General features: G+C 75.0%; 15 protein-coding genes and 1 tRNA gene. 9 read left to right on the top strand and 7 right to left on the bottom strand.

From position 1 onward, the window contains the following. The first annotated feature begins 13 nt into the window (after window positions 1–13). The 3 genes from FN207_RS05800 to FN207_RS05790 are packed head-to-tail and all read left to right on the top strand — an operon-like array spanning window position 14 to window position 2,474. Window positions 14–736: a YcnI family copper-binding membrane protein gene (locus FN207_RS05800; protein WP_142457401.1), complete on the top strand. Its 723-nt coding sequence runs from the start codon at window positions 14–16 to the stop codon at window positions 734–736. Next, window positions 733–1,401: an SCO family protein gene (locus tag FN207_RS05795; protein WP_142457400.1), complete on the top strand. Its 669-nt coding sequence runs from the start codon at window positions 733–735 to the stop codon at window positions 1,399–1,401. The genes FN207_RS05800 and FN207_RS05795 overlap by 4 nt, the downstream gene beginning before the upstream one ends. Further along, window positions 1,398–2,474 (top strand): hypothetical protein, encoded by a 1,077-nt coding sequence (locus FN207_RS05790; protein ID WP_142457399.1) that lies wholly within the window; start codon window positions 1,398–1,400, stop codon window positions 2,472–2,474. The genes FN207_RS05795 and FN207_RS05790 overlap by 4 nt, the downstream gene beginning before the upstream one ends. Window positions 2,475–2,490: 16 nt before the next feature. Here FN207_RS05790 and FN207_RS05785 read toward each other — a convergent pair whose 3' ends face one another. From FN207_RS05785 to FN207_RS05770, 4 genes are read right to left on the bottom strand one after another with little or no spacing between them, the layout of a single operon-like run. Next, window positions 2,491–3,312 carry a phosphocholine cytidylyltransferase family protein gene (locus FN207_RS05785; protein ID WP_246065804.1) on the bottom strand — a complete coding sequence of 274 codons (822 nt, stop codon included), beginning with the start codon at window positions 3,310–3,312 and terminating at the stop codon, window positions 2,491–2,493. After that, window positions 3,299–4,426 carry a CDP-glycerol glycerophosphotransferase family protein gene (locus tag FN207_RS05780; RefSeq protein ID WP_142457398.1) on the bottom strand — a complete coding sequence of 376 codons (1,128 nt, stop codon included), beginning with the start codon at window positions 4,424–4,426 and terminating at the stop codon, window positions 3,299–3,301. Before FN207_RS05780 ends, FN207_RS05785 begins: the two co-directional genes overlap by 14 nt. Continuing rightward, complete coding sequence (locus FN207_RS05775) at window positions 4,423–5,190, bottom strand: HAD family hydrolase (protein ID WP_142457397.1); 768 nt, start codon at window positions 5,188–5,190, stop codon at window positions 4,423–4,425. The genes FN207_RS05780 and FN207_RS05775 overlap by 4 nt, the downstream gene beginning before the upstream one ends. Continuing rightward, a complete protein-coding gene (locus FN207_RS05770) occupies window positions 5,187–6,734 on the bottom strand; it encodes a mannitol dehydrogenase family protein (protein ID WP_142457396.1) in 1,548 nt (515 codons plus the stop codon). The genes FN207_RS05775 and FN207_RS05770 overlap by 4 nt, the downstream gene beginning before the upstream one ends. Before the next feature lie 555 nt (window positions 6,735–7,289). Here FN207_RS05770 and FN207_RS05765 point away from each other — a divergent pair. Both FN207_RS05765 and FN207_RS05760 read left to right on the top strand, forming a co-directional pair. Then, window positions 7,290–8,198: a M23 family metallopeptidase gene (locus FN207_RS05765; RefSeq protein WP_342778723.1), complete on the top strand. Its 909-nt coding sequence runs from the start codon at window positions 7,290–7,292 to the stop codon at window positions 8,196–8,198. A gap of 94 nt (window positions 8,199–8,292) precedes the next feature. After that, window positions 8,293–8,365, top strand: a tRNA-Ala gene (locus tag FN207_RS05760). A gap of 55 nt (window positions 8,366–8,420) precedes the next feature. Here the strand turns inward: FN207_RS05760 and FN207_RS05755 are convergent. After that, window positions 8,421–9,602 (bottom strand): alpha-hydroxy-acid oxidizing protein, encoded by a 1,182-nt coding sequence (locus tag FN207_RS05755; RefSeq protein ID WP_221888064.1) that lies wholly within the window; start codon window positions 9,600–9,602, stop codon window positions 8,421–8,423. A 190-nt stretch (window positions 9,603–9,792) separates the two neighbouring features. Further along, complete coding sequence (locus FN207_RS05750; RefSeq protein ID WP_142457395.1) at window positions 9,793–10,068, bottom strand: hypothetical protein; 276 nt, start codon at window positions 10,066–10,068, stop codon at window positions 9,793–9,795. Between the two features lie 187 nt (window positions 10,069–10,255). Between FN207_RS05750 and FN207_RS05745 the strand changes: the two genes are divergently transcribed. Then, entirely contained in the window at window positions 10,256–10,990 is a 735-nt protein-coding gene (locus FN207_RS05745; RefSeq protein WP_246065803.1) for a GAF and ANTAR domain-containing protein, read from the top strand. Window positions 10,991–11,195: 205 nt separating this feature from the next. Here the strand turns inward: FN207_RS05745 and FN207_RS05740 are convergent, their stop codons facing one another. Further along, window positions 11,196–11,588, bottom strand: a complete 393-nt coding sequence (locus FN207_RS05740; RefSeq protein ID WP_142457394.1) for an STAS domain-containing protein — start codon at window positions 11,586–11,588, stop codon at window positions 11,196–11,198. A gap of 211 nt (window positions 11,589–11,799) precedes the next feature. On the opposite strand from FN207_RS05740, the gene FN207_RS05735 reads away from it, so the two are divergent. The 3 genes from FN207_RS05735 to FN207_RS05725 all read left to right on the top strand — a co-directional run bounded on the left by FN207_RS05735 (window position 11,800) and on the right by FN207_RS05725 (window position 14,900). Further along, window positions 11,800–12,534 carry a GAF domain-containing protein gene (locus FN207_RS05735; RefSeq protein WP_246065802.1) on the top strand — a complete coding sequence of 245 codons (735 nt, stop codon included), beginning with the start codon at window positions 11,800–11,802 and terminating at the stop codon, window positions 12,532–12,534. A gap of 145 nt (window positions 12,535–12,679) precedes the next feature. Continuing rightward, on the top strand, window positions 12,680–13,960 hold the full coding sequence (locus FN207_RS05730; RefSeq protein WP_142457392.1) for a PP2C family protein-serine/threonine phosphatase: 1,281 nt from the start codon (window positions 12,680–12,682) through the stop codon (window positions 13,958–13,960). A gap of 70 nt (window positions 13,961–14,030) precedes the next feature. Further along, entirely contained in the window at window positions 14,031–14,900 is an 870-nt protein-coding gene (locus FN207_RS05725) for a glycerophosphodiester phosphodiesterase (protein ID WP_142458086.1), read from the top strand. The last annotated feature ends 5 nt before the right edge of the window (window positions 14,901–14,905 follow it).

Genomic DNA, 14,905 nt, shown 5'->3' with positions numbered 1-14,905 from the left:
GACGAGGAGAGACGTGTCCCCGACCCCCCTGCGACCGCTGGCCCGTGCCGGTGTCGTCCTGGCCGCCGTCCTGACCGCCCTGGTCGCGTCCGTCGTGGCCGCCACCGGCGCGTCGGCGCACGTGACGGTCTCGTCGGCCGACGCCGCCCCCGGCGGCTACGGGAAGCTGACCTTCCGGGTGCCCAACGAGAGCGACACCGCGAGCACCGTCTCGCTGCGCATCTCGATCCCGGAGGACGAGGCGATGGCCTCCCTGCAGGCGCAGGAGGTGCCGGGCTGGACGATCACCACCACGTCCGCCCGGCTCGAGGAGCCCCTCGACGCCCACGGGCAGGAGATCGCCAGCTACGTCTCCGTGGTGGAGTTCCGCGCCGACGCCGGCGGCGGGATCGCCCCGGGCCGGTTCCAGGAGTTCGCCCTGTCCGGCGGGCCGTTCCCCGACGCCGACACGCTGTCGTTCCCCGCGGTGCAGACCTACAGCGACGGCACCGAGTCCGCCTGGATCGAGCCGACCGTCGAGGGCCAGGAGCCGGAGAACCCGGCGCCCACCCTCACCCTGACGTCGGACACCACCGCCACCGACACCGCCGCGGCCACCGACGAGCACGGCCACGGCGGCCCGGTCAGCAACGAGCCGGCCGGCCTGGCGCTGTTCCTCGCCATCCTGGCGCTGGCCGTCGGCGTCGCGGGCGTCGTCCTCGGCTACCGGGCCGGCCGACGTACCGTGTCCTCGTGACCGCTCCCGCGCGCGGCCGGACCGCCGCGCTGCTCCTCGCCGCCGGCCTGGCGCTGTCCGCCTGCGGCTCCGACGGCGGGGACGAGGCGGCGGCCGCCGAGGGGCACGACCACTCCGGCGGCGCGCCCGCCTCGCTGGAGGGCCCCGGCGACGAGTACGCCGGCATCGACCTGCGCGATCCGTTCCAGCGGCCGACCTTCACCCTGACCGACTCCTCCGGCGCGGCCTACGACTTCGCCGCGGCCACGGCGGGGCGGCCGACGCTGCTGTTCTTCGGGTACACGAACTGCCCCGACGTCTGCCCGACGACGATGGCCGACGTCGCGCTGGCGCTGCGCGACACCGACCCCGCGCTGGCCGAGCAGGTGCAGGTGGTCTTCGTCACCACCGACCCCGCCACCGACACGCCCGCGGTGCTCGGCGAGTACCTCGACCGCTTCGACGCCGACCTGCCCACCCAGTTCGTCGGCCTGACCGGCGAGCAGGACGCCATCGACCAGGCGCAGCTCTCGGCCGGTGTGCCGCTGGCGGAGGACGAGGGCCGGCTGCACAGCACGCTGCTGCTGCTCTACGGGACCGACGACGAGGCGCACGTGGCCTTCGACGCCGGCAACACCGCCCGGGACATCGCCGGCGACCTGGCCGCGGTCGCCGCCTCCCGGTGACCCGCGTCGGGGCCGCCGGGGCGCGGCTGCTGGTCGTGCTGCTCGGCGTGCTGGCCACCCTGGCCCTCGCCGGCCCGGCACGGGCGCACGTCGGCGGCGACGCCGCCGGCAGCGACTTCGACGGCCGGGTGACCTCGGTCCAGCCGGCCGTGCCCGGCGTGACCGTGCGGGTGCTGCAGTTCGGCGACGCCCTCGAGGTGGTCAACACCACCGGCACCGAGGTGACGGTGCCCGGCTACTCCGACGAGCCCTACCTGCGCATCGGCCCGGACGGCGTCTGGCGCAACGCGCACAGCCCGGCCACCACGATCAACCTCGACCGCTACGGCCGCGTGAGCCTGCCCGAGGACGCCGACCCGCGGGCCGAGCCGGCGTGGGTGCAGGTGTCCACCGAGCCGCAGTACACGTGGCACGACCACCGCACGCACTGGATGAGCGAGGAGCAGTTGCCGCCCGCGGTGGCCGCCGACCCGACCACCGGCCACACGGTGTTCGACTGGACCGTCCCGATGCGGCACGGCGACACCGCAGTGACCGTCCGCGGCGAGCTCACCTGGAGCCCGCCGCCGTCGCCGGCGGTCACCTGGGGCGTGCACCTGGCGCTGGCCGTCGCCGTCGCGGCCACCGGGCTGCTGGCCCGCTCGGCGCGGCCGCTGGGCGTGGCGATGGCCCTGGGCGCGGTCGCCGCACTGTGGCACGCGGCGGGCACGCCCGAGCCGCCGGTGACGGTGTCCTCGCACGCGGCGGCGGTGGTGTCCGCGCTGCTGCCGGCCGTCACCGCGGCGCTGGTGGCGGCCCTGGGGCTCGTCGCCGCCCGGCGCGGGCGCGGTGTGGTGACCGGGCTGACCGCGGTCGTCCTCGGCTGGCTGCTGCTGGTGCAGGGCCTGCCCGACGTCGACGTGCTGTGGAGCGCGAACGTGGCCACCGGCGGGCCGGCGTTCCTGGCCCGCGCGGCCGTCGCCGTCCTGGTGGCCGGGGGCGCCGGCCTGGTCGTGGGGGGTCTGGCCGCCGCGCGGCGCTTCCGCGACCCCGAGCGGGCCCGGCCCGAGCCGGAGCCCCAGCCGGTCGGCTGAGGCCCCGGCCGCAGGGTCAGCGGGTGCTGTCGGGCACCGGGTGCAGGCGTGACCGGCTGCTGGAGAGCATCGCGTTGGCGCGCTCCAGGTCGGCCTCGAAGTCGACTTCCACGGCGGTCCAGCGGGAGATGTCCAGCGGACGGAACCGCAGGCCGGCCTCGATGACCGCCGTCTCCATGCCGCGCTCGAAGTAGTCCTGGTCGCCGCACGCGTCGAGGTGCTCGACGAGCGCCGCCTTGTCGGCGGAGGACACGTAGTTGATGCCCACCGCCTCGCCCAGGCCGCCGGTCACCGTCTTGGAGAGCTCGGCGATGTAGCCCTCCTCGTCGAGGGTGTATTTGACCTCCTCGTCGCCGACGACGGAGGTGTCCACGCACACGAAGCTCTCGTCGGCCTCGAGCGCCGGCAGCACCGCCTCGAGCACCGCGGCGTCGAACACGACGTCGCCGTTGAGCCACAGCACGCCGCCGGAGCGGGTGGTCCGCAGGCCGCGCAGCAGGCTCTTGGACGTGTTGGTCCGCGCGAAGTGCGGGTTGTAGGCGAACCGCAGGTCGGGGGCGGCCTGCATGAGCAGCTCGCACGAGAACCCGACGACGGCGGTGACGTCGACGTCGGGGCCGAGCACCTGGGCCAGGGTGTCGAGCTGGCGGTGCAGGATGCTGCGGCCGTCCACCAGCGGGGTCAGCGGCTTGGGCAGCGGGCGCCCGAGCCGGGTCCCCATGCCGGCGGCCAGGATGACCACCTGCACGGGGTGCGTCTCGGTGCGGGTGCCGGTCCGGGTGGTCAGCGCCTCCAGGGCGGGAACCCCCGTGGTCTGCGCGAGCTCAACGAAGCGCACTGTCGTCCCCCTCTCGGGTCGTCGGGTCCGCGCCGGCGGGGCCGCCGGGCGGGAAGAACAGGTCGAGGACGCGGTCGGTGGCGTGCCCGTCCTCCAGGGAGGTGTAGGTCTCCCGGAACGACCGGTACCGGTCGGCGTGGGCGGCGGCGACGGCGTCGAGGTCGGCCACCGCGTCGACGAGCTCGCGGCTGGTCGACAGCAGCGGGCCGGGCGCGAGGTCCTCGATCGGCACGTAGAAGCCGCGCAGCCGGTCGCGGTACTCGTCGAGGTCGTAGGTGAACAGCAGGATCGGCTTCCCGGTGATCGCGAAGTCGAACATCGTCGACGAGTAGTCGGTGACCAGCAGGTCGGCGGCCAGGTAGAGGTCGCGGATGTCCGGGTACGAGGAGACGTCGCGCACCGGCAGACCCTCGATCGACTCCAGCCGGTCGGAGACCATGTTGTGCAGCCGCAGCAGCAGCACGTGGTCCTTCCCCAGCCGGTCGGTGAAGTCGGCGAGGTCCACGGGGAAGTCGAAGTCCCGCTCGCCGGTGCCCTCGAAGACCAGCTGGTCGCGCCAGGTGGGCGTGTACAGGACCACCTGGGTGCCCTCGTCGATCCCGAGTCCCGCCCGGACCCGCGCGCGCACCGCGTCGCGCTCCGGGCTGGAGAGCAGGTCGTTGCGGGGGTAGCCGGTCTCGTGGACCGGCCCGCGGTAGCCGAACGCCTGGCGGAACCGGGCGGTGCTGTACGGATTCGGCGAGAGCATCGCGTCCCACCGGGCGATGTCGTGCTCGAGGTAGGCCAGCCGGCCCTCGGGCGCCCACAGGACGTCGTTGTGGATCCGCTTGAGCGGGGTGCCGTGCCAGGTCTGCAGGTAGAACGTGCCGGGCCGCTTCTCCCAGTCCAGCGGCACGTGGTCGTTGGAGACGACGACGTCGGCGGCCTCGAGCGCGGCGATGCTCTCCGGGCTGCCGAACGGGATCGTCTCCACGTCGGCGGGAAAGGCGCCCTCGGCCACCGGGGCGGTCAGCCACGTGTGCGTGACGTCGTCGCCGCGGGCGGCGAGCGCCTCGTAGACGGCCCGCGGACTGTCGGAGAACAGGCCGCGGAAGCTGGTGTAGACGATCCTCATCGACCACCTCCGGTCAGGACGGGCAGGAGCAGGCCGGCGAGCTCCTGCCAGGACGAGACGACGGTGAGCACGCCGGCCTCCCGCAGCGCGGCCTCCCGCTCCTCCTGCTCGGCCGGCTGGACGAACAGGAGGTTGCCCACGGTGGGGCACCCCGCGCGGACCGCCGACAGGGCGCCCGGGACGGAGTCCTCCACCGCCAGGCCCGCCTCCGGGGCGATCCCCAGCCGGTCGCAGGCGAACAGGTAGACCGCCGGGTCGGGCTTGCTGGTGGGCACCGGCAGGGAGTCCTCGGCGCTGAACCGCTGGTCCGGCGGGATCAGACCGTCGAGGCCGGTGGCGGTGAAGCAGGCCGCCAGCCGCGCCAGCGCGCTGGAGCTGACCGCGGCCAGCCGCAGCTGCCCGGACAGCGCGGTCAGGGCCTCGGTGGTCGGCCCGTGCGGGCGCAGGTGCTCGCCGAGGTACGCGGTGACCGCGCGCTTCTCCTCGGCCACCCACGGCTCGACGTCGACCTCGGGACGGCCGGCCTCGGCGGCCAGCCGCCGCGACGTCGTCCGGAAGTTCATGCCGGTGGTGGCCAGGCGCAGCTCCTCCGGGGTGAACTGGCGCGCGTCGCCGAGCTCGGCGAGGAAGCGGTTGGTCACCTCGGCCGAGGCGACGAAGGCCGGCTCCTCGGAGGGGAAGAGGTTGCCGTCGGCGTCGCAGAGCAGGTGCGTGAGACCGCTGACGACGTCCCGGGGCAGCGTCGCGGTGGTGCCGGCGGTCACCGGGCGCCGGCCAGGACGGCGGCGGCGACGGTCGCCCGGACGCCGTCGCGCTGCAGGCGGCGCAGCACGCCGGCGAGCTCGTCGGCGAAGCCGGGCACCGCGCCGAGGTCGCCGAACACCGGCTCCTCGGCCAGCAGCGGCCGCGGGTCGGTGCCGCCGGCGAGGGCCAGGGCCTGCAGGTGGGGGCCGCGGTCGTCCTCCACCGGCACCGGCCGGCCGTCGTCGTCGACCCGCTGCAGGTAGGCGATCCAACCGGCCAGCGCGAGGGTGAGCAGCGCGTGCGGGCGCCCCTCGGCCAGGGCCTGGCGCAGCGAGGGCAGCAGGTGGTGCGGCAGCTTGGTCGACCCGCGCCGGCACAGCCGGGAGAGCCGGTCGGCGATGGCCGGGTTGGCGAAGCGCTGCAGCAGCGTGGCCTTGTACGCGTCGAGGTCGATGCCCTCGGGGACGGGGATGAGCGGGGTGACCTCGTCGTCCATCAGCCGGGTGACGTAGTCGGCGAACAGCGGGTCGCCCATGAGGACGTCGATGCGCTCGTGGCCGGCCAGCGTGCCGAGGTAGCCGAGTGCGGAGTGGCTGGCGTTGAGCAGCCGGGTCTTCATCAGCTCGTGGTCGGTGACGTTCCGGACGAAGCGGACGCCGACCTCGTCCAGCGGCGGGCGGCCGTTGCAGAAGGTGTCCTCGACGACCCACTGGGAGAACGGCTCGGTGATCACCGGCCAGCGGTCGTCGACGCGGTGCCGCTGGGCGACCGCAGCGCGCTCCTCGGGCGTCGTCTGCGGGGTGATCCGGTCGACCATGCTGCTGGGGAAGGCGACCCGGTCGGTGATCCAGCGGGCGAGGACCTCGTCGCGCAGCGCCGCGAACCCGACGACGGCGGCGCGGGTGGCGTCGCCGTTGCGGTGCAGGTTGTCGCAGGAGACGACGGTGAACGGCGCCGTCCCGGCCCGCCGGCGGCGGTCGAGCGCCTCGACGAGGAACCCGAAGACGGTGCGCGGGGCGGCGGGGGAGGCCAGGTCGTGCCGGACGTCGTCGTCGGGGGTGAAGGTCCGGGTGGTGGGGTCGAGCAGGTAGCCGGCGTCGGTGATCGTCATGGTCACCACGCGGGTGCGCGGATCGGCGAGCCGGTCGAGGACCGCGCCGGGGGCGTCGGGTGCGAACAGGTAGTCGGTGAGGACGCCGACGACCCTGGCCCGCTCGCCGTCGGGGCTGCGCTCGACGACCGTGTAGAGGTTGTCCTGCGGGGCGAGGGCCTCCTGCAGCGTCCGGTGCCGCAGGCCGACGCCGACGACGCCCCACTCGGTGGAGATCCGCCGCTGGGCGACCTCGTCGAAGTAGATGAGCTGGTGGGCGCGGGAGAAGCCGCCGACGCTGAGGTGGACGACGGCGGGCGTCAGGGCCGCGCGGTCGTAGGTGGGGACGGTGAGCCGGGCGCCGTGCTGCTCGAGCGTCGCGCTGGTCAGCGGCCGGACGTGGGCGACGGGATCGGCCGTCGGCGCGGTGCCGGCCCGCGGGAGGTCCCACGGGGAGCGCTCGGGCTGTGCCATCGAGGCATCGGTCCTTCCTGTCGAGGGTCGGTGCCGCCGCGCGGCCGGTCGCACCGCCGAGGCGGGCGCCGCGGGTCGCGCGGGCGAACGATCATGGGATCACGCCGGTCCTGCGGGGAGCCCAGAGGGCTGCCCGAGGGATCGGCGTGGTCCCGGGCACTGCGTGGTCGGCTGCCGGCGTGCGGGGCACGCGGGCACCGGGGCGACGGGGGAGCGCCGGTCCCGGGGTGCGATCGGGACGGCGCGAGCTCTTCCACGCCGGATGACGGGATCTGTCCGCGCGACGGGGTTCGTAAACCCACCAGTCCCACGTGACACAGCGCACACGGCGTGTCGCCGTCGGACACGCGGGACGGTCGGTCACGACTAGGTCACGGTGTGTTTGGATCGATACAACCTGATCGGGCCCGCCCGGGCCGCTTCCCACGAGCGGGGTACGTGATCTTGGCCAGTTCCCGGACGACCGCGGGTCTCCTGCCCCGCCCCGCCAGCGACGCCGGCGGGGCCGTGCCGGCCCCTCGGACCGGCGCGCACCGGCGTCCCGCCGGCCGGCCCGTGTCGTCGCTGCGGGGCTTCCCGCCGGTCCTGCCCGTGCCGCGCGCGGCCGCCGACGACGTCGTCGCCTCCCTGGCCACCACGGTCCTGCCGGAGCTCGCGCCGGCGCCCGTCGTCGAGGCTCCCGTGGTCGAGGCTCCCGTGGTCCAGGCGCCCGTGGTTGCGGCGTCCGCGGTCGAGGCGCCCGCGGTGGAGGCGCAGACGGCCGGGCCCGCCCGCCGCCGCGGCCTCCGCGACCGCCGTCCGCACCTGCTGCTCGCGGCGCTGGTGGCCGGTGCGATCGGCGCGGGCGTCCTCGGCGTCCCGGGCTCGACGCAGGCGGCGGCCGAGCCGGCCTCGGTCCTCGGTGCGCAGATGGAGCTGGCCACCGACGACGTGTCCGAGGAGGTCCTGCCGATGGCCTCGATCACCGAGGCCGAGGCGCAGGCCCGTCTGCAGGAGGTGGCCGCCAGCCGCGCCCAGCGCGCCGCCGCCGAGGCCGCCGCCGCGGAGGCCGCGGCCGAGGCGGCCCGGCCCAAGGCGGTGCTGCCGGTCAGCGGCGCCCGCTTCACCAGCGGCTACGGCTCCCGCTGGGGCACCTTCCACTACGGCATCGACCTCGCGGCCCCGATCGGGACGCCGGAGTACGCGGCCATGGACGGCGTCGTCGTCCGGGCGGGTGCGGCGAGCGGCTTCGGCCTGGCGGTCTACGTCCTGCACGACAACGGCGACGTCACCGTCTACGGCCACATGAACGAGATCCTCGTCGAGCCGGGCCAGTTCGTGGAGGCCGGCGAGACGATCGCGCTCCTCGGCAACCGCGGCCAGTCCACCGGGCCGCACCTGCACTTCGAGGTCCACCGGGGCGGCATGAACGGGCGGAAGATCGACCCGGTGCCGTGGCTGGCCGAGCGCGGCGTCGGGATCTGAGGCGCGACGCGCGCACCGACCCCCCGTCGCGGGGCCGGTTCGCGGAGGAGGTATCGTTCTTCCTGGCCCGAGCACGACCGGGCGGGCCGGGAACGGGGCTGTGGCGCAGCTGGTAGCGCACCACACTGGCAGTGTGGGGGTCAGGGGTTCGAGTCCCCTCAGCTCCACCCCGTCGACCAGGGCGTCCTCCCACAGGGAGGGCGCCCTGAGTCGTCTCCGGGGCTATCCCCGGCGCGGGACGCGCACCTCGCGCAGCGCGTCGCGGGTCAGTTCCGCCACCGAGGCGTAGCCGTCGATCGCCATGGTCAGGTCGATCTCGGCCAGCAGGCACTTGAGGACGTGCTCGATGCCCGCCTGCCCGCCGACCGCCAGGCCGTAGGCGTACGGGCGCCCGATCGCGACGGCGGTGGCGCCCAGGGCGAGCGCCTTGACGACGTCGGGCCCGCTGCGCACGCCGGAGTCGAACACGACCGGGAGGTCGCCCGCGGCGTCGACCACCTCGGGAAGGCAGTCGAGCGCGGGCAGCCCGCCGTTGGCCTGCCGCCCGCCGTGGTTCGAGCAGTAGATGCCGTCCATGCCGGCGTCCACGGCGCGACGCGTGTCGTCGGCCGAGCAGATGCCCTTGAGCAGGATCGGCAGCCCGGTGAGGCCCCGGATCCAGGCGAGGTCGTCCCAGGTGAGGCGCTGGTTGCCGAAGATCGACGACCAGTGCCCGGTGGCGGCCTGGACGTCCTCCTCCGGCGGCTTCGGGAGACGGCTGCGGAAGACGGGGTCGGAGAAGTAGTTCTGCAGGCACAGGCCCTTGAGCTGCGGGAAGCTGGCGATCTGCAGGTCGCGCGGGCGCCACCCGAGGGTGAGCGTGTCGAGGGTGACGACGATGGCGGAGAACCCGGCGGCCTCGGCCCGGTGCACCAGGCTCTCGAGCAGCTCCCGGTCGTTGGGCGGGTAGAGCTGGAACCAGCCCGGCGTCTCGCCCAGCTCGGCGCGGACGTCCTCCATCGGGTCCTGCGTCAGCGTCGAGGCGATCATCGGCACCCCGGTGGCGGCGGCGGCCCGGGCGGTCGTGAGGTCGCCGTGGCCGTCCTCCTCGCACAGCCCGATGACGCCGACCGGGGCGAGCATCAGGGGCGTCGGGAGGGTCCGGCCCAGCAGGTGCACCGAGAGGTCGCGGTCGGCCGCGCCCCGCAGCATCCGGGGCACCAGGCCCCAGGCGTCGAAGGCCAGCGGGTTCGCGTCCTGCGTGCGCTCGTCGCCGGCGCCGCCGGCGACGTAGGACCACATCTCCTGCGACATCGTCCGCTCGGCCCGGCGCGCGAGCTCGGCGTAGGACATCGGCAGGTCGGGCTGCACGCCCACCAGGCCGTTGAGATAGGTGCCGAGCTGCCAGTCACCGTGGTTGGGCACGGGCCGAGGCTAGCCGCAGGCGCCGCGGCCGGGCCGCCGCGCAGCTGGGCACCGAGTCACCACCTGCCATGCTGGACCCGTTCCGGCTGCCCCCCCCGTACGGTCAGGGGAAGCCGGTGGCGTTCCGAACACGAGCTCCGCGGTCAGGCCCCATCGGTTCGAGCAGCCGGCCGGTGGGGCCGCTCCCGTCTCAGGCGCGCTGCTCGTACTCCTCGCGGCCGAAGCGGTCCCAGCGGGACTCGTTGAAGCGGCTCCGGTTCTCCTCGGTCGGCCATCCGTGGGCCCGGCCGTACTTCTGCACCGTGTTGGGGGAGAGCCCGAGCTCCGCCACCGCCCGCACCGAGGAGCCGTTGAGCAGGGCCTGGGCGACCGACCGCTCCAGCTCCTCCTGCGCCGCGCGGACGCCGGCCACGGCGCTGCGGACCCGGTCGGCGTCCCCCTCGCTGATCGGCCGCGCATCGGGCATGCGCCCACGGTAGGCCGGATGTCAGCGAGTCACCAGCTGACGAGGTCGGGGCCGCACCGTGTGCACCCGCGTACGGTGCGGACTAGGTGCGGGGGACCGCGCCGCAGCGTCACACAGTCGGCGCACGACGGGCCCAGGGCCCCCACCGAGGCCACCCCCCCCGGTGCACCGACCGGAGGCGACGCCTGTGGCCAGCAACGACGGTCTGCGGACCCACCAGGCCGACGTGGCGCTGGAGCAGCTGGGCCGGCTGAGCTGGCGCGAGCAGCCCCTCGACGCCCTGCTGCAGCAGGTGGCCGAGTTCGCCAAGTCGGTCATGCCGGGGGACCCGGAGGCGTCGATCTTCGTGCAGGTCAAGGACCGGCGGACCACCGTCGTCTCCACCGGCGACCTCGCCAACCGGCTGGACGAGACCCAGTACGAGGAGGGGCACGGGCCGTGCCTGCACGCGGCCAGCACCGGGGAGCTCACCGAGATCCCCGACACCCGCACCGAGACCCGGTGGCCCGACTACGCACGACGCGCCGCTGAGACCGGGAACCTCAGCTCCCTGTCGGTGCCGCTGCCCATCGACGAGACCATCAACGGCGCGCTGAACATCTACTCCCGCCGGGCCCGGGCGTTCGACGAGGACAGCCGGTCGGCGGCCACCCGCTTCGGGCCCTACGCCGCCGTGGCGCTGAGCAACATGTACGCCTACGAGAGCGCCCGCGACCTCGCCGCGAACCTCGACGCCGCGCTGCGGTCCCGGGCCGTCATCGACCAGGCGAAGGGCATCCTCATCGAACGGCACCGGCTCACCCCCGACCAGGCCTTCCAGGTGCTGGCCCGGGCCTCGATGGCGACCCAGATCAAGGTGCGCGACGTCGCCGAGCAGCTCGTGTCCACCGGTGAGCTGCCGGAGCCGCCGCGGCGGAGGTGACCCGGACGGCGGCGTACCGCATGTCTGATCCGCTGGTGGGCACACCACGGTGCACGGGTGGTCGGTTGCCGGCGATCGGACGCCCCAGGCCCGGTGGTCGAGACCCCGGCCACCGGGCCGCCCCGACGCCGTACGGCTCGCCCGGTGCGAGGGGTCGAGGGACCCCTCCAGGGCCCAGGACCCGTCCCGAACGGCCGACCACCCGTCACGACCACGCCCGGGTCGTGTCCCGCAGTGACGGGGCCGGCCCGGGCGTCGGTCGTGTCACGAGCCGGTGCAACCCGACCGCGGTCAGAACGTCGAGGAGGAAGGGCCCGGCGCCGTCCAGGACCAGCCCCCGGCCCCGGCTCCGGGCGAGGGAGTGGGCCTCGGCCAGGACGCGCATCCCCTCGACGTCGCAGAAGGTGATCCCCGCCGCGTCCACGGTCCAGATGTGCTGCTCACTGGAGACCAGTGCCTCCAGTGCATCGAGCAGGTGGTGGGCGCTGGTGCGCTCGAGCTCGCCGGTCACCGTGACGCGACCGGCCCGCACGTCGGTGGAGACCAGCAGTGGACGGGAGCCCTCGGACGGTGACCCCGAGGCAACACGAGTGGCCATGACATCCCCTTGGGGGATTGCCGGGCCGGGAGGCTGACGGCGTCCCGTGGACGTGCGCGTCAGGCCGGACCTTTGACCTGCCGACCACGCTAACAGCCCTCCGGGGCGCGGGAGTCCGCACGAGCGGGCATGCTGGCGGCGGCGGGAAGACGAGCCGCCCACCGCACCCGCTCCGCACGTGGAGTCGGGGTGCTCGTCCGCCTGGAGACCCGTGACCCTCCTCGGTGACCTCCGCGTCGCAGTCGTCGCCTCGGCGCTCGAACTGCCCGGTCCGGAACTGCTGCCCGAGCGGCTGGCCCGGGCGGTGGCCCGGGTGCTCCCGGTCGACGGCGCGGGCATCAGCCTGTTCTTCGCCGACTCCCGGCGCCTGCCCCTGGGCGCCAGCAGTCCCGCCGCGGCGATCGCCGAGCGGTTGCAGTTCACCACCGGCGAGGGGCCCTGCCTGTCCGCGCACGCGGAGGAACGTCCCCTGGTGGCCGACGAGGCCACGATCCGGTCCCGGTGGCCGGCGTTCTACGACGGGCTGGTGGCTCACACACCCATCCGCGGGACCATCTCCCTCCCGCTGCACGACGATCTGCGCGGCATCGGGGCGCTGGACCTCTACACGATGCCGCCGAACGACGTGACCTCGCTGAGCCTCACCGACGCGCTGAGCGTCAGCGCCGAGGTCGCCGCGCTGCTCCGGGACGCCGGCCGGGAGACGCGCCCGGGAGAGGACGGGCCGGCGTGGCTGGACGCCCCGGCTGCCGAGCGGCGGTCGCTGGTGTGGCAGGCGATGGGCTTCCTCAACTCCGGTCTCGGGGTCAACAGCACCGACGCGCTCGCCCTCCTGCGGGCGCACGCGTACGCGGACGGAGCGGACCTCGACGAGCTCGCCAGACGGGTCGTCGAGCGCGAGATCCCCCTGGAGCACCTCGCCCTCGACCACGACAGCCCCACCTAGTCCCGGCCCGGGGGGCAGCCGCCCGGACCGAACCGTGGTCCGACCCGACCAGCAGGACGAGACGAGCGGACCCCGCAGCCAGGCGGGCGTCGACGCCGCGACCGGCCGTACGCGTCTGCCGTCGGGCCCTGCCTACAGTCGCCGCATGCGCACCCCGCCGGCTCTCGGCCTCGACGTCGGCGCGCTCCTGGACCGGGTCACGGGGACCGCCCCGATCGCCGCCGTCGACGCGGCCGCGGAGGCGCTGGCGGAGATGCTCGGCGCGCGGGACCTGACCTTCCTGATCGCCGACTTCAGCGGTCGCGCCGTCGTCCGTCTCACGACGGCCGGTGCGGGGGTGGAGGGCACCCGCGCCCAGGCGGGCGCGCAGGCCGAGACGCTCCCGCTGGCGGGCACGCTCTACGAGCGGGTGCTGCGGACGCAGCAGGTCGACGTGCAGGCGCTCGCCGACGGGACGCGGGTGATCGCCCCGGTCACCGACCGCGGGGACGCGATCGGCCTGGTGGAGCTCGTCCTCCCCACACCGCCGTCGGCCGCGGTGGTCGCCGAGGTCGCCTCCGCGGCGCACGCGCTCGCCCACGTCGTCATCGCCGCCCGCCGGTACACCGACGTGTTCGAGTGGGGACAGCGCACGACGCCGTTCTCGCTCGCCGCGGAGATCCAGCGCCGGCTGCTGCCGTCCTCCTACACCTGCGAGGCCGGGCAGTTCACCCTCGCCGGCTGGCTGGAGCCGGCCGCCTCGGTCGGGGGTGACACCTTCGACTACGCGCTGAACCGCGACGCGTTGCACGTGTCGATCACCGACGCCGTCGGTCACGAGGTGGAGGCCGCGCTGCTGGCCACGCTGCTCGTCGGGGCGCTGCGCAACGCCCGCCGCACGGGCATGGACCTCGCCGCCCAGGCCCTGTACGCCAACGACGCCCTGGCCGACAACGCGCCCGCCGGGCAGTTCGTCACCGGGCAGCTGCTGCGGCTCGACCTGTCGTCCGGGGCCGCCGGGGTCGTCAACGCCGGCCATCCGCTCCCGCTGCGGCTGCGCGGCGGGCTGGTGGAGGAGGTCGACCTGGAGATCGAGCCGCCGTTCGGCGTCGTGCCCGGCAGGTCCTTCCTGGTGCAGCGCCTCCCGCTGCGGCCGGGGGACCGCATCGTCTTCCTCACCGACGGGATGCAGGAGCGCAACGCCGCGGTCCTCGACGTCGAGATCGCCCTGCGCGAGACCGCGGGCCTGCACCCCCGCGAGGTCGTGCAGGAACTCGGGGCGGCGGTGCTCCACGCGACCGGCGGTGACCTCCGCGACGACGCGAGCATGGTGTGCCTCGACTGGTACGGCGGCCCGCCACGGTCCAACGACAGCCTCAACGGTGCGGACGCTGCCCGCGCCTCGGCCGCGCGGGGTGTGATGGCCCGGACGGCGCAGCGTCCCTAGGCTGACCCCGGCCGTCGCGGACCGGCGGTGCCGCAGTCCCCGAGGGCCGAGCCGAGACGGTGACCGGGTGATGACAGTGCACGGGTCGCCGTGGAGCGGCGTCGAGGTCGTGGCCCATCGCGGCGCCTCGGCCGACGAACCGGAGCACACCCTGGCCGCCTACCGGCACGCCGTCCGGCTCGGTGCCGACGCCGTCGAGTGCGACGTGCGGCTCACCCGCGACGGCGTCCTGGTCTGCGTCCACGACCGGCGGGTCGACCGCACCTCGACCGGCCGCGGCGTGATCTCGGCCCTCGACCTCGCCGACCTGGAGAGGTTCGACTACGGCCGGGCGACGGCGTCCCGGCGGGCGCGGCTCCGGCGGAGGGCCAGGGCCGCGAACCAGGAGCCGTTGGACCGCCCGGGTCGCCTCCTGACGCTGGAGCGACTGCTGGACTACGTGACGAGCACGCCCGGCGGCGTCCGGCTGGCCATCGAGACCAAGCACCCCACCCGGCACTCGGTCCAGGTGGAGGCCGAGCTCGTGGTCACGCTGCGCCGCTTCGGCCTGCTCGACGGCGACCGGCCCGTCGAGTGGGCCGGCCGCCCGGCCGTGCGGGTCATGAGCTTCTCGCCGGGCGCGCTGCGCCGGGTGCGGGCCCTCGTTCCCGGCATGCCCACCGTGCAGCTGATGGGCCAGCTGACGCCGTGGATGCGCACCGCCGGCCTGCCGCCGGCGAACACCGCGGTGGGGCCCTCGGTGGCCCTCATCCGCCGCGACCCGTCCTACGTCCGCGTGGCGCAGCAGGCGGGCGCCGAGGTCCACGTCTGGACGGTGAACCGGCCCCAGGACGTCGAGTTCGTGCTGTCGCTCGGCGTCGACGCGGTGATCACCGACCACCCGGGCACCCTGCTCGCCCGGCTGGGGCGCGGCGCCGGACCCCGCGAGGAGTCCGGCTGACGGGA

The organism is Geodermatophilus aquaeductus (assembly GCF_900182545.1).
Taxonomy (GTDB): Bacteria; Actinomycetota; Actinomycetes; order Mycobacteriales; family Geodermatophilaceae; genus Geodermatophilus; species Geodermatophilus aquaeductus.
This window is presented reverse-complemented; position numbering and strand designations above follow the sequence as displayed.